Origin of the sequence: Frateuria sp. YIM B11624 (assembly GCF_049727805.1) — a bacterium.
Lineage (GTDB): Bacteria > Pseudomonadota > Gammaproteobacteria > Xanthomonadales > Rhodanobacteraceae > Frateuria_A.
The window spans coordinates 64,890-77,732 of sequence record NZ_JBCNYA010000003.1 but is presented as its reverse complement, the minus strand read 5'-3'; the positions used below and the strand labels follow the sequence as shown (position 1 = coordinate 77,732).

16 protein-coding genes are annotated in these 12,843 nt (G+C 69.5%); 6 read left to right on the top strand and 10 right to left on the bottom strand.

Annotated elements, in window-relative coordinates:
* Positions 1–73: 73 nt before the first annotated feature.
* The 5 genes from ligD to AAIL17_RS02280 form a co-directional block, all read right to left on the bottom strand.
* Positions 74–2,632 carry a DNA ligase D gene (ligD, locus tag AAIL17_RS02300; protein WP_424681191.1) on the bottom strand — a complete coding sequence of 853 codons (2,559 nt, stop codon included), beginning with the start codon at positions 2,630–2,632 and terminating at the stop codon, positions 74–76.
* Positions 2,633–2,711: 79 nt separating this feature from the next.
* Positions 2,712–3,389 (bottom strand): class I SAM-dependent methyltransferase, encoded by a 678-nt coding sequence (locus AAIL17_RS02295; RefSeq protein WP_424681190.1) that lies wholly within the window; start codon positions 3,387–3,389, stop codon positions 2,712–2,714.
* Between the two features lie 81 nt (positions 3,390–3,470).
* Positions 3,471–3,656 carry a hypothetical protein gene (locus tag AAIL17_RS02290; protein ID WP_424681189.1) on the bottom strand — a complete coding sequence of 62 codons (186 nt, stop codon included), beginning with the start codon at positions 3,654–3,656 and terminating at the stop codon, positions 3,471–3,473.
* Between the two features lie 188 nt (positions 3,657–3,844).
* The gene (locus AAIL17_RS02285; RefSeq protein WP_424681188.1) at positions 3,845–4,597 is read right to left on the bottom strand and encodes a siderophore-interacting protein; all 753 of its coding nucleotides are present in this window, start codon (positions 4,595–4,597) and stop codon (positions 3,845–3,847) included.
* Between the two features lie 89 nt (positions 4,598–4,686).
* Positions 4,687–5,334 carry a PadR family transcriptional regulator gene (locus AAIL17_RS02280; RefSeq protein ID WP_424681187.1) on the bottom strand — a complete coding sequence of 216 codons (648 nt, stop codon included), beginning with the start codon at positions 5,332–5,334 and terminating at the stop codon, positions 4,687–4,689.
* Between the two features lie 196 nt (positions 5,335–5,530).
* Between AAIL17_RS02280 and AAIL17_RS02275 the strand changes: the two genes are divergently transcribed.
* Positions 5,531–6,583, top strand: coding sequence for a sensor histidine kinase (locus AAIL17_RS02275; protein ID WP_424681186.1), 1,053 nt, complete (start codon positions 5,531–5,533; stop codon positions 6,581–6,583).
* Between the two features lie 201 nt (positions 6,584–6,784).
* Complete coding sequence (locus tag AAIL17_RS02270; protein WP_424681185.1) at positions 6,785–6,964, top strand: hypothetical protein; 180 nt, start codon at positions 6,785–6,787, stop codon at positions 6,962–6,964.
* A gap of 90 nt (positions 6,965–7,054) precedes the next feature.
* Here the strand turns inward: AAIL17_RS02270 and AAIL17_RS02265 are convergent, their stop codons facing one another.
* Entirely contained in the window at positions 7,055–7,768 is a 714-nt protein-coding gene (locus AAIL17_RS02265; RefSeq protein WP_424681184.1) for a DUF899 family protein, read from the bottom strand.
* 36 nt (positions 7,769–7,804) lie between these two features.
* On the bottom strand, positions 7,805–8,467 hold the full coding sequence (locus AAIL17_RS02260) for a glutathione S-transferase family protein (protein ID WP_424681183.1): 663 nt from the start codon (positions 8,465–8,467) through the stop codon (positions 7,805–7,807).
* 145 nt (positions 8,468–8,612) lie between these two features.
* Between AAIL17_RS02260 and AAIL17_RS02255 the strand changes: the two genes are divergently transcribed.
* From AAIL17_RS02255 to AAIL17_RS02240, 4 genes are all read left to right on the top strand, one after another.
* On the top strand, positions 8,613–9,161 hold the full coding sequence (locus AAIL17_RS02255) for a hypothetical protein (protein ID WP_424681182.1): 549 nt from the start codon (positions 8,613–8,615) through the stop codon (positions 9,159–9,161).
* Between the two features lie 283 nt (positions 9,162–9,444).
* Positions 9,445–9,837 (top strand): YciI family protein, encoded by a 393-nt coding sequence (locus AAIL17_RS02250; protein WP_424681181.1) that lies wholly within the window; start codon positions 9,445–9,447, stop codon positions 9,835–9,837.
* A 61-nt stretch (positions 9,838–9,898) separates the two neighbouring features.
* Positions 9,899–10,537 (top strand): glutathione S-transferase N-terminal domain-containing protein, encoded by a 639-nt coding sequence (locus AAIL17_RS02245; RefSeq protein ID WP_424681180.1) that lies wholly within the window; start codon positions 9,899–9,901, stop codon positions 10,535–10,537.
* 72 nt (positions 10,538–10,609) lie between these two features.
* Positions 10,610–11,335: a glutathione S-transferase family protein gene (locus AAIL17_RS02240; protein ID WP_424681179.1), complete on the top strand. Its 726-nt coding sequence runs from the start codon at positions 10,610–10,612 to the stop codon at positions 11,333–11,335.
* Between the two features lie 21 nt (positions 11,336–11,356).
* Here the strand turns inward: AAIL17_RS02240 and AAIL17_RS02235 are convergent, their stop codons facing one another.
* The 3 genes from AAIL17_RS02235 to AAIL17_RS02225 form a co-directional block, all read right to left on the bottom strand.
* On the bottom strand, positions 11,357–11,905 hold the full coding sequence (locus tag AAIL17_RS02235; protein ID WP_424681178.1) for a sugar O-acetyltransferase: 549 nt from the start codon (positions 11,903–11,905) through the stop codon (positions 11,357–11,359).
* A gap of 7 nt (positions 11,906–11,912) precedes the next feature.
* Positions 11,913–12,209 (bottom strand): hypothetical protein, encoded by a 297-nt coding sequence (locus tag AAIL17_RS02230; protein WP_424681177.1) that lies wholly within the window; start codon positions 12,207–12,209, stop codon positions 11,913–11,915.
* A gap of 64 nt (positions 12,210–12,273) precedes the next feature.
* Positions 12,274–12,777, bottom strand: a complete 504-nt coding sequence (locus tag AAIL17_RS02225; protein ID WP_424681176.1) for a hypothetical protein — start codon at positions 12,775–12,777, stop codon at positions 12,274–12,276.
* Positions 12,778–12,843 lie beyond the last annotated feature (66 nt).

Here is a 12,843-nt window from a genome sequence, read left to right as displayed (position 1 = left end):
GTTCGTTCGCAGGAGCGGTTGTCACTTGTCGCTCCACTCCTCTGCGAAGAAGTGAGGGGAACCATCGCGGTCGTCAGTCGCCCAGCTTCTCGATGACGTTGTCCAGGCTTTGCTTCACCCCGTCGATGCCCGCCCACGGGTCCTTGCGCAGGCGTTTGAGCCGGGCCGGCAGGCTGCGGATGTCGAACTGCGCGCCGCTCCTGATCCTGCCCAGTTCCTCCCAGCGCAGCGGCACCGCCACCGGTGCGCCGGGACGGCCGCGCAGCGAGTAGGACGCCACGGCGGTGGCGCCGCGGCCGTTGCGCAGGTAGTCGACGAAGATCTTCCGGTTGCGCAACGACTTGGTGCTGACCGCGACGAACTCCAGCGGATGGGCGCCGGCCAGCGCATTGGCGAAACCTTGCGCGAACTGCTTGACCGTCGCCCAGTCCGACGGCGGATCGAGCGGCAGCACCACGTGCAGGCCCTTGCCGCCGGTCGTGCGCAGGAACGACTGCAGGCCGAGGTCGGCCAGCAGCTTGCGCACCAGCCGTGCCGCCGCGACCACGCGTTCCCAGCCCACGTCCGGTCCGGGGTCCAGGTCGAAGACCACGCGGTCGGCCAGGTCCGGCGTGTCCACCCTGGCGCCCCAGGGATGGAACTCCAGCGTGCCGTACTGCACCAGTTCCATGATCGACTCGGGCGACTCGGGATAGAGGTAGACGGCCGCGGCGCCCGTTTCTTCCTTCAGCTTCACGCTGCCGACGTGCTTCAGGCCGCCGGAGGGAATGTGCTTCTGGAAGAACGAGGGCTTGTCGATGCCGTCCGGATAGCGGATCACCGAGGTGGGACGGTTCAGCACGCCGGGCAGGAACCAGTCCATCACCGCGCGGTAGTAGTCGGCCACGTCCTGCTTGGTGTAGCCGTCGGCCGGGTACACCACGCGATCGGGATGGGTGATCGTGATGGCCGCCGGCTCGGCCGCGGCCGGTTTGCGTTTCGTCGTCTTGCGCCTCGTCGCAGGCGGCTCGGGCGAGGGTGCGGCGCGATCGCTGTCGCGCAGGTCCCCCGGCGTCTTGTCCGGGCGCATGGCCTTCAGGCTGGGTTGGCGCAGCAGGCCCTGGTTGCCGATGCCGCGGTAGTTGATTTCGGCCACCGCGGTGGGCTCGATCCACTTGACCGCGCGCGGCGCATCCTGCGGATTGCGCACGCTCGGCTTGCTGCCGCCGCCGGTGGCCAGCGTGCGGCTCAGTTCCAGCAACTGCCGGTGGCTGAAGCCGCTGCCGACCTGGCCGACGAAATGCCAGCCGCCGCCTGGCGCCGGCTTCGCAAGCAGCAGCGCGCCGAAGCCCTGCCGCCCACCCTTGGGCGCGGTGTAGCCGACCACCGCGAACTCGTCCGACTCCACCCGCTTGATCTTCAGCCAGTCGTCGCCACGGCCAGGCCGGTAGCGCGAGTCCACGCGCTTGCTGAGGATGCCCTCGAGCTTCTGCGCGCTGGCCATCGCGAACACCTGGTCGCCGTTGCCGATCACGTGGCTGCTGTAGGAAAGATGCGCGGGCGCGTCTTCCAGCAGCGCTTCGAGGATCGCCTTGCGTGCATGCAGCGGAGTGCCGGAGAGGTCATGGCCCTCCAGGAACGGCAGGTCGAACAGCATGTAGGCCAGTGGCGCATTGGCCTCGCCGGAGAGCGTCTTCTGCAGTGCGTTGAAGTCCGACTGCCCCTTGGCGTCCAGGGCGATCAGCTCGCCGTCGAGCCGCGCCGAGTCCAGCCCGAGCGATTCGATCGCCTGGCGGATGTCGGGGATCTTGTCGGTCCATGACAGGCCGTTGCGCGACCACAGTTCGACCGCGCCTTTGTAGACCGTGGCGAGGATGCGGTAGCCGTCCCACTTCACCTCGTGCAGCCATTGCTCGCCGACGGGTGGATTCTCGCGCAGGGTGGCCAGCTCGGGCTTGAAGAACTCGCCGCTGGCCTTGGCCTTCTTCGCGCCTTCGGCGCCGGCCGCCAGCTTGGCCGCGCGAGAGGTGCGGTGTCCGGCGACCGGCACCTTCCTGCGCTTGCGCGTGTCCAGCGTGGCGGCCACTTCCTTCGCGCCACCGCTGCGGCCGGCGGCCGCCTTGGTGCTGGCGATCATGCGTGCGTCGAGCAGGTCGTCCGCTTCCACGTCGCTGGCGTAGGCGTCCTTGTCGTGCATCAGGAACCATTGCGGCTGCTTCGCCGGCTTGCCGCTGCGCACCAGGTGCCAACTGCCCTTGAGCCGGGTGCCGAACAGCTCGAAGCGCAGGTGGCCTTTTTCCAGTTGCGCCTCCGCGTCGTACGGGGTCGACCACACGCCGCTGTCGAAGGTGTCGACATGCCCGCCGCCGTAGGCGCCTGCCGGGATGTCGCCCTGGAACTTCGCGTACGAGATCGGGTGGTCTTCCACTTCCACCGCCAGGCGCTTGACGTTCGGGTCGTAGCTCGGCCCCTTCGGGCAGGCCCACGACTTCAGCGTGTCGCCGACCTGCAGACGGAAGTCGTAGTGACGGCGGCTGGCGTGATGCAGTTGCACCACGAAGATCGGCCGCCCGCCGTTCGCCGCCGAACCTTCCGAACGTGGTTCCGGCGTGCTGTCGAAACGCCGCTTGCGATCGTATTCCCTGAGGCTCAACCGGTGGCTCCGCGAAGGCGACCCGGTTGTTGTGGCATCGGCGTCGTGAACCCCGGGTGGAGCGGGTGCAACGCCCTTGCTACGGAGCTGCGTATGCGATCCAGCCCTTGAACGTCAGGCCTGCATAGAACAGTTCAACCGCCTCGAAGCCCGCTTCGTGCAGCAACGCGACGTCCTGCTCCGGGTCGAGCAACGGTAGCCGCGTGCCTATCGCATCGCCCGCGTGCCTGGCGTCGGATGGCGGGACGCCGGATGATGCGGCGAAGGCGGCGTATCGATGCAGCCAGCGCGCCTTTTCGCGGCCGCCCTGGGGAAAGCTGTGGTGCGCGACAACGAGCGGCGCACCCGGCTTCAGGCGCCGCCGCAATTCCCGCAGCGTGTGCAGGCGCTCCGCGGCAGGCAGGAAATGCAGGGTGAGCAGGCAGGTGGCGCCATCGAAGGGACCTTCCGGCGCCGTGTCGACGTAGCCCTCGACGAGGTCGACGTTCGCGGCGAGCGACCCCAGCGTGGCCTTGGCCAGCTTCACCATTTCGACCGACGGGTCGACGCCAACGAAGCGCCACGACGGCTGCGCCTGGACGAACACCTTCAACTCCAGGCCGCCGCCCGCGCCGAGTACCAGAACGCGTCCATCCGCGGGCACGAACTCGGCGAGCAGCAACGCTGCCATCTGCTGAAGCGCATGAAAACCGGGTACGAGCCTGACGGGGCCGTCGGCATACCGGGCGACCGCTTGCGGATCGGAGAATGGGGACACGTTGCGGACCTGCCTCTGAAACCAGTGTTCGGACGTGCCGGATCCCGACGGGCCAGCTTGCGGATGCGCCAGCGAGCGTCGTCAGCGGTTGCGCGGCTTGGTGTCCGGAGGCAGGCGCGGCGGCGGCGAGCCAGGATGGTCCGCCTCGCGGACCGAGAACGATGCCTTCCGGTAGGTTGCCGAATCCTGCGGCCTGGCGGCGGGCTGCTTGCCGCCGTAGATGCTGTGGATGTCGGCGACCGAAACCGGGCGTTGCTTGTGCGGCATGGAAGGCTCCTGGCCGGAGTGGCCGGTGGCGAAACGATGGGAAGACCGCAGACACGGAGGAATGACGGCGGGTGCCCGTGCCCGTCGCCCGACCATGCGCCTCCTGCCGTTAGCAAAGAGGTAAGCCGGCAGCATCGGCCCGGTCGTCCGGTCGTCCGGTCGTCCGGTCGATGGTCGATGGTCGATGGTCAGGCCGGAGCGTCGGACGATCCGGCCTTCCAGTAACCGGTTGCCCTGATCCAGTCCTTGGACACGCCCCGCTGGTCCAGCCATTGGCGCATGGCGCGGACGCGCGTGGATTCGGCTGCGATCCAGTAGAACGTGTCGCCCTGGCCGGTCGGCAAGCTGCGCAGCGCGTGTTCGAGCGCGCCTTGCCCCGCGGCGGCGGCAGGGTCGCGTTCCAGCCAGAGGATGCGGGCCTGCGCGCGCGTGGACAGCGGCTGGCGGTCGCGCGCATCGGCGACCTCGACCCACACCGTCGCTTGCATGCCGGCAGGCATTTCCTCCAGCCAGCGGCCGATCGCGGGCAGAGCGGTTTCGTCGCCGACGAGCACGTAGCGCTCGAAGTCGTCGGCAACGACGAATGAACCGCGCGGGCCGCCCAGGCCGACGCGCTGGCCCGGCGCGGCGTGTTCGGCCCAGCGCGCAGCCGGGCCGTCGCCGTGCAGCACGAAGTCGATGCACAACTCGTTGCGCTCGGTGACATGCCGGCGCGGCGTGTAGTCGCGCATGGGCGAGGGCTCGCGTCCCGGCGGGAAAACCAGCCCCTCGGGCCCCATGGCCGGCAGTACCAACTCGCCGAGACGGTTGGGAAAGAACAGCTTGACGTGGTCGTCCGGCGCGCCGCTGTGGAAGCCCTGCAGCCCATCGCCGCCGAAGGTGATTCGCTGCATGTGTGGCGTGAGCCGCTCCACGCGCAGGACCTCGAGCGTGCGCAGCATGACTTCCCTGCGGAGGCGTTGGTGCGCGTGTGGAGGCGTCGGCGGAGCGTCGCCCACGACGCTGACTGCCGCCCGGGTGACGGGGCCGCTCATCCGCGCTTCCTGCCCGCAGCGATGTCGGTGGCGGCGCGATCAAGGATGGCGGCGACGCGCTGCGCTTCTTCCTTGTCCCAGTCGGTGCGCATCAGCAACGCGTGCTTGAGCGCATGCATCGCCTTGCGCACCGTCATCGGCGCGGCCATCTTGGCGGCCATGCGGGCGCTGTGCTCGGTGCGCTCGGTGACCGCTTCCACCGCGTCCCGGTTCTCGTCCAGGAAGGCGCGGCCGGCATCGGTGATGCCGTAGAGCTTGCGGTTCCCCTGGGCGTCCTGGATCTCCAGGTGACCCATCTCCTCGAGCATGGTCAGCGTGGGATAGATCGCGCCGGGGCTGGGCGTGTACTGGCCGTGGAACATGTCCTCGATGATGCGGATGAGCTCGTAGCCGTGGCGCGGCTGCTGTTCGATAAGGGCCAGCAGCAGCAGCTTGAGATCGCCATGCCCGAACATCCGGCCGCCGCCATGACGACCGCCGCCGCCGCGCAGGCCGCCCCAACCGAAGACGTCGTCGCCGCCGTGGCGTCCGCCGAACGGACCGCGGCCGGCGTGGCGCGGATGCCGGTCACCGTCCCAGTCGCAGCCGTGGCCCGGGTGGTAGTGGTGGCGCATCGCCCTGAAGAACCGATGGTGCAGGTGCATGAGTATTCTTCCGATATATCTTTAGTGTGAGAAAACGATATATCGAAAGAATGACGATGACAAGGGCGTGCAGATCTGTCCCGCGCTCGCCGGTCGCGTCCGCCGCCATGGCATTCCCAACGGCATGCCTTCATGTCATGTTGTGGACTTGCGCGCGCATGGGGTGGCGCGCGTACCGACCGCAACCGGAGCATCCGTGAATCGACCGGAACACAGCCAGCCCGGCCTTGCCTGGGTGCCCGACCGGGGCGGCATGGCGCAGCGGGTGAGGGCATTCGACTGGGCCTCCACGCCACTGGGGCCGATCGCGCAATGGCCGGTGGAACTGCGCACGGCGGCCGGCCTGGTGCTGGAGTCGGGGTTCCCCAAGGCGCTGATGTGGGGGCCTTCGCTCACCACGATCTACAACGACGCGTTCCGGCCGATCCTCGGCAACAAGCCGGAGGCGCTGGGGCGCAGCTTCCGCGAGATCTGGGCCGAGGCCTGGGACGTGCTCGGTCCCATCGCCGATCGCGCGTACCAGGGCGTGCCGACCTACATCGAGAACTTCGAGGTGGAGCTCGACCGGTTCGGGCGCCCGGAGCCGGGCTGGTTCACCTTCTCCTACCATCCGGTGCGGATGGCCGACGGCCGCGTCGGCGGCGTGATGGATACGGTGGTCGAGACGACGGCCATGGTCCGCGCCCACCGCGAAGCGGAAATGCTCCGCGACGAACTCGCGCACCGGTTGAAGAACACGCTGGCGATGGTCCAGGCGATCGCCGCGCGCAGCTTCACCGGCCATCCTGGGATGGACACTTTCCAGGCGCGGCTGCGCGCGCTCGGCGAGGCCTACGACGTGCTGCTGCAGCAGCGCTGGGGCGCCGCGCCGATGCGGCGCATGATCGACACGCTGCTGTCGCCCTACGGCGACCGCATCGTGCTTGCCGGCCCCGACGTGCCGCTCGGTCCGCGCACGATGGTCGCGCTCTCGCTGGTGCTGCACGAGCTGGCCACCAACGCGATCAAGTACGGCGCGCTGTCGGTGCCCGACGGGAGCGTTTCGCTGCGGTGGGAGCTGGACGCGGACGGGTTGGTGATCCGCTGGCGCGAAGCGGGCGGCCCGCCGGTCGCGGCGCCGGAACGCACGGGCTTCGGCTCGCGCCTGATCGACCTGGGCTGGTCGGGCATCGGCCGCGTCGAGCGCCGCTATCCGGCCTCGGGCGTGGAAGTGGACCTGCGGGTGGCGGGCGCCGACCTGGGCGCCTGAGCCGCCCACGGCGCGCGGCTGGAGCGTGCCTGACGTTTGCGAATCGCCATGCCGGCTGCATGGCTGCGCCCGGCTTCACCCGTGGCGTGCGGCGTGGTCACGCCCATCCAACCGAGCGTTGAGCAGTCTTGCCCTGCCGGCAGGGCGGCCGCCGTCATCGCCGGTCCATCGTGACCCCATCCGTTCACCACCGGAGGATGCATGCGCCCCGACCACCAGAAACTCAATGCACAGCACAAGGAAGGCCTGAAGAACGACGCGAAGGACATCGAGAGCCGGCACCAGCCGCAGGCAGCGTCGAAGCAGGGCTATCACGCGGACGAGAGCGGGCAGGGCCTGGTCCGCCGCCGCGATGGCGATCACGACGGCAAGCGCGGGTAACCATCACGCCAACGCATGGAAGGGCCGCATCGCGGCCCTTTGCCGTGTGCGCCGGCTGCTGTCCCCATCACTCCGGCGATCCGCGCCCGCCTAGCTGCCGTAGTCCAGCTTCGGGTACCAGTCGGTGCCGCGGCCTTCCGGCGTGCAGTCGAGCACCGTCCACAACGGCATCAGATCGGGGGCGCCGCGCGGGTCCTGGCCCGGGTCGGCGCTTTCGAAACCCATCTCGCCGCTCCAGAAGTGGCGGATCACGCCATCGCGGCGGGTGAACACGTTGAAGCCGGCCTGGTCGCCGTCGCTGCCGTCGGCCGCCACCCCGAAGTAGTCGCGGCTGAAGGCGCCGTCAGGGTCCGAGTAGAGCCGGAGGTGGCGCCAGCCGCGCTCTTGCTTGAAGTCGGCCAGCCGTCCGATCGGCGAGCGCGCCACCACCGCCAGCGCGATGCGCTGTTCCATGTCGCGCGCCTCGCCGTCCCAGGCGCTGAGCAGCGAGGTGCACATCGGGCAGGGACGCGCGCGCTGCGGCCCGAACATCCAGCTGTAGACCACCAGCGTCTGCTTGTCGCCGAACAGGCCGGCGAAATCGACCGGTCCGCGCTCGCCCTGGAAACGGTAATCGCCGGTGACCTCGCCGCCCGGCGGCAGCGCGCGGCGTTGTTCGGCCACGCGCTCGATGTGGCGGCGCAGTTCGATTTCCTCCGCGAGCAGGGCCTGGCGGGCGTGGCGGTAGGCCTCGCTTTCGTTGGGGAAACGCATGGGGTTGCGCTGGGCCAGTTCGGTGGCGGGCACGAGGGATGGCTGGGTCATGTGGGGTCTCCGGTAGTCGATCAATCGCGTAGTCGATCAATCGCGATCGGGTGCGCCGAGCGGGAAATAGGAGCGGTAGGGTCGTGCCTCGTCGACCGCACGGGCGAACGACGGACGCGCCAGCAGCCGGGCGCGGTAGGCGCGTACGTGGGCGAACGACGGATCGATCGGGTGGGTCCAGTCGGCGTAGAACAGGAACGGCGCGGCCGCGCAGTCGGCCAGGCTGAAGGCGTCGCCCGCGGCCCACTCGCGGCCGGCCATGTGGCGGTCCAGCCAGGCGTAGGCCGTTTCCAGCATGGTCCGGCCCTCGGCCACGCCGTAGGCATCGCGGTTTTCTTCCGCGCGCAGGCGGTCGAACACCACCTTCTGCTGGGGCGTCGATACGTAGTTGTCGAAGAACCGGTCGAGCATGCGCACTTCCAGCGCCGCCTCCGGGTCCGCCGGGATCAGGCGCATCGGGCCGGGGTAGTGCAGATCCAGGTACTCGACCACGCAACTGGCCTCCAGGATGGTGCGGCCCTGGTCGACCAGCACGGGAAAGCGGCGCATCGGCCACAGCGCCGCCAGTTCCTCGTTAGCCTGGGGATCCTCCAGCGAGCGGTATTCGAACGGCGTGCCGTTCTCGTACAGGGCGATGAGCGCCTTCTGGCTGTAGGACGAGAACGGATGGGCGTAGAGCCGGGGCAGGGACACGGACATGGCGGATTCCTTGGGGTCGTGCATCCATGACGATCGGGCCGGCGGGAAATCGACAGTCCCGGTCGCGGACGAGCCCGCTGGTGACGCCCACCGGTGCGGGATTACTATCCGCCTCGGGGTGGGCCACGAAAACACGGAGGTCTCCATGAAAAGGTTCTGTGCGTTCCTCGTGTTGGGCACGCTGGCCGCCGGCCAGGGCGTGGCGGCAACCTCGATGTCCATCAACCACTTCACGCCCAGGGTGCTGCCCGTGCTGGTCCAGGTGGACAGCCACGGCAAGGTGACCGACGTCTCGCCCTCGGTGGAGCTGGCACCGCGCTACGACCGGCTGTTGCGCCAGACCCTGGACGAGATGATCACCAAGCCGGCGAACGACCACGGTAAGGCGGTGGCAAGCCAGTTCGTGATCAACCTGGGCCTGGAAACCGCCTCCCGGCCGGACGGCAACTACGATGCCCGTTTCGTCTACGTGTCGACCTCGCCCGTGCCGCCCGGCTCCTGGTACTGGGTGCACATCGACGGCCACCGGCTCGCGTTGAGGAGCCGCACCGACATGTCGCCGCGGCAGCGGTTCTACCAGCGTTCGCCGAGCTACTACTGGCCCACCCAGCGCAGCTACAACCCGCCGACGCAGAACGCCTCGCGCAGCCTGGCGCCGGTACGGGCGCCGGCCCAGCCGCCGCATCACCGGTAAGCCGGTCGCGTTCAGGCATCCCGGCCCGTGCCCGGGCCGGGATGATTCGAGAACACCCGGGCAGCCGCGGGCGCCGGTCGCAGCCGATCGATCGCCTCCTTGCCGCGCCGCCGTTCCGCGAAGCGGTCATTTCCGAATGTCATCAGGTCGACCTGCGCGTCGCGGGCCGGCGCGGCTTCGTGCGCGCTGCAGCCGGGCGTGTCGATTTCCCGGTGCCTCGCCCGTCGTGCCTGCAACCGCTGCAACTGCCGCGCAGCGATCACCCTGTCGAAGGAGAACCACCATGCGCTTCCTTTCCATGATCCGTTTGCAGGAAGCCGGCCGGATGCCCAGCGAACAACTGATGGCCGACATGGGCAGGCTGATCGAGCAGATGACCCGCGAGGGCAGCCTGGTCGACACCGCCGGCCTGCGCCCCAGCGCCGAAGGCGTGCGGGTAAGGCTGCGCCAGGGCCAGCTGTCGGCGGTGGACGGTCCGTTCACGGAGAGCAAGGAGGTGATCGGCGGCTACGCGATCCTCGAGGCCACATCCATGGCGCACGCCGTCGAATTGACCAAGCGCTTCCTCGCCCTGCACGGCACCGAATGGGACCTCGAATGCGAGGTGCGCCAGATGGAAGGCCACGACAGCGGGCACTGCCGCGCCGCGGAGGCGATGGCGGCCGGCGCGGCCTGAGGCGGCTGCCGCGAGGCGGTCCTTGCCCTACATTGGTGGCTCCGCCCATCGGATGCTTCCCATGCCCGAGCAGCCCCGCCTCGTCGGCCGCAGCAGTTCCCACTTCACCCGGCTGGCCCGGTTGTTCGCCGAGGAGCTGGGCGTCGCATACGCGTTCGCGCCCGTGCACGACCTGGCCTCGCGCGATCCGGCCGACTACGCAGGCAACCCCGCGCTCAAGCTGCCGGTGCTGGTGCTGCCGGAAGGGCCGGTGTTCGGCGCGGAGAACATCTGCCGCGCCCTGCAGGCGCGGGCCAGCCGGCCGCAGCGCATCGTGTGGACCGAGCAGTTGCCCGACCTGCGCGCGCGCAACGCGCAGGAACTGGTCTGGCTCGGCATGAACGCGCAGGTGCAACTGGTGTTCGGCATGCAGGTGGCGCGACTGCCCGGCGAGAACGTGTATTTCGCCAAGGCGGCCGACGGCTTCCGCAACGCCCTCGCCTGGCTGGACGCGAACCTGGAGGCGGTGCTGCACGCGCTGCCGCCGCATGACCTCAGCCTGCTCGAGGCCTCGCTGTTCTGCCTGCTGGAGCACATGGAGTTCCGCGACACCCTGCCGGTCGCGCCCTACCGGCATCTCGCGGCGTTCGCCGCGACCTGGCGCGAGCGTCCCGCCGCGGCGCGCACCGCCTACGCCTTCGACGTGGCGGCCGCTGACTGAACGCCCGCACTGCTGACACGACGATGTCAGCAGCGCCTGCGCATGCTGGGCGCGTTTCCCCGGGAGCCATCCATGTCCGCATCCAGCCTGACCCTGTACGCCACCCGCGCCGGCTTCGACCTGCCCGACACCAGCCCGTTCGTGCTCAAGACCGAGGTGCAACTGCAGATGGCCGGGCTGGCGTACGAGCGCGCGTCGGCGATTCCGCCGCAGGCGCCCAAGGGCAAGCTGCCCTACATCGACGACCACGGCGTGGTAGTGACGGACTCGACCTTCATCCGCGCGCATATCGAACGCACCTACGGCGTCGACCTGGACGCGAGCCTCGATGCGACGCAGCGCGCGCAGGCGTGGGCTATCGAGCGCATGCTCGAAGACCATCTCTACTTCGCCATGGTCTGGTTTCGCTGGCTGGAGCCGGGCAACTTCGCCAAGGGACCCGCGCACTTCGCCGACGCGGCGCCGGAAGACCAGCGCGAGCGGCTGCGTGGCGAACTGCAGGCGCGCAAGCAGGCCGAACTGCACGCGCAGGGACTGGGCCGGCACGCGCCCGCGGAGATCGCCCAACTGGGCATCCGCTCGATCGATGCGCTCGCGGTGCTGCTCGGCGACAAGCCGTGGCTGATGGGCGCGGCGCCCAGTGCCGTCGACGCCACCGCCTTCGGCATGCTGGCCTGTGTGCTCACGCCGTTCTTCGACACCCCGCTGCGGCGTGCGGCGCAAGCGCATCCCAACCTCACCGCCTACGTCGGCCGGCTGATGGCGAGCTACTACCCGGAGCACCGCTGGAACGCGTAGCGCGCGGTGGCCGCGCCGCGGTCAGTCGCGCACGCGCGCCGGGTTGCCCACCACGGTGGCGCCGGCCGGCACGTCGCGGGTGACCACGCTGCCGGCGCCGATCACCGCATCGTCGCCCACGGTGACGCCGGGCAGGATCAACGCGCCGGCGCCGATCCATACGTTGCGGCCGATCCGCACCGGACGGCCGAATTCCAGGCCGGTGGCGCGCCTGGCCGGGTCGCGCGGATGGTCGGCGGCAAGGATCTGCACGCCGGGACCGATCTGCGTGCGTTCGCCGATGCGTACCTCGACCACGTCCAGGATCACGCAACCGAAATTCAGGAACACGCCCGGACCCAGGTGGATGTTGAAGCCGTAGTCGCAGTGGAACGGCGGGCGGATGACCGCGCCGTCGCCGACCTCCGCCAGGCGCTCCCCAAGCAGTGCATGCCACCGCGCGGGGCCCTCGGCCAGGGACGCGTTGTAGCGGTCGAGCCAGCGATGGTTGGCGGCGAGCTCCGCCTGCAGCTCGGGAGCGCTGGCGTCATACAGATCGCCGGCGATCATCTTCTCCTTCTCGCTGCGCACGCCGCCTTCAGTCCTTCAGCGCACCGTCGCGCGGGTCGGTCGCGGCGTACACCGAGTCCGGATACTCGGAGTCGTGCGGATGGTGCAGGGCCTTGCGCATGGCTTGCGGCAGGTGGTCGACGTCGAGGATCACCTTGCCCTCGTGCACGTCGCGGATCGCCTCGGCCGGCAGCGTGAAATCGCCGCCGTTCTCGATGTTCACCACCAGCTCGCGATTTTCCGCGTGCACCTCGCGCACGGCGCCCACACCCAGTTCGCCGTCAGCGACGAAGACCATGAAGCCCGGTTCGATCGGTTCTTGCATAAGGCTGACCTCGCTGGGAACACCGCCCGAGTGTGGCCTCGGGCCCGTGCTGGCCGGGTGATGGTCAGGGCGACACGTCGCGGACCTTGAGTGCCTGCAACGCGCGAATGTCCGGTACGCCGATGCCGTTGGGATCGCCGCGCACGTAGTGGGTCACGTGCGGCACCGGGTCGACGAAAGCGTCGCCCAGCACGCGGGCAAGTTCGCCGCGGAAGGCGAGCATCGCGGGCAGGTCCAGGTGTTCGATCAGCGACCAGCATTCGAGCATGCCGGTGCCGGCGGGCTTGGCCTGGTGGAGCAGGGCATAGCGGCCGGTGCGGCGTGGTGTCCACTGCTGCGATTCGTACAGCGCGCGCAGCCGCGCCTCGCCGAGCCCGGCGGCGGCACGCGACATGTCCTGGCCGAGCACCGTGACGTGGAACTCCGACTTGCGCCCCAGCTCCACTCCATCGATCAGGCAGGCGCCGCCGAAAGGCGTGGCCATCAGCGCGGCCTGCAGGGGCAGCACGAACGAACGCTCCGGCGTGAAGCCGGGCCAGGGGAGGGCTGGATGGATGTTTTCGTCCATGCGCGGATGCTCGGACGGATGACGTCGATGATCGGCGAAACGCGGTCAAGAGAGGCACCCGAGGTC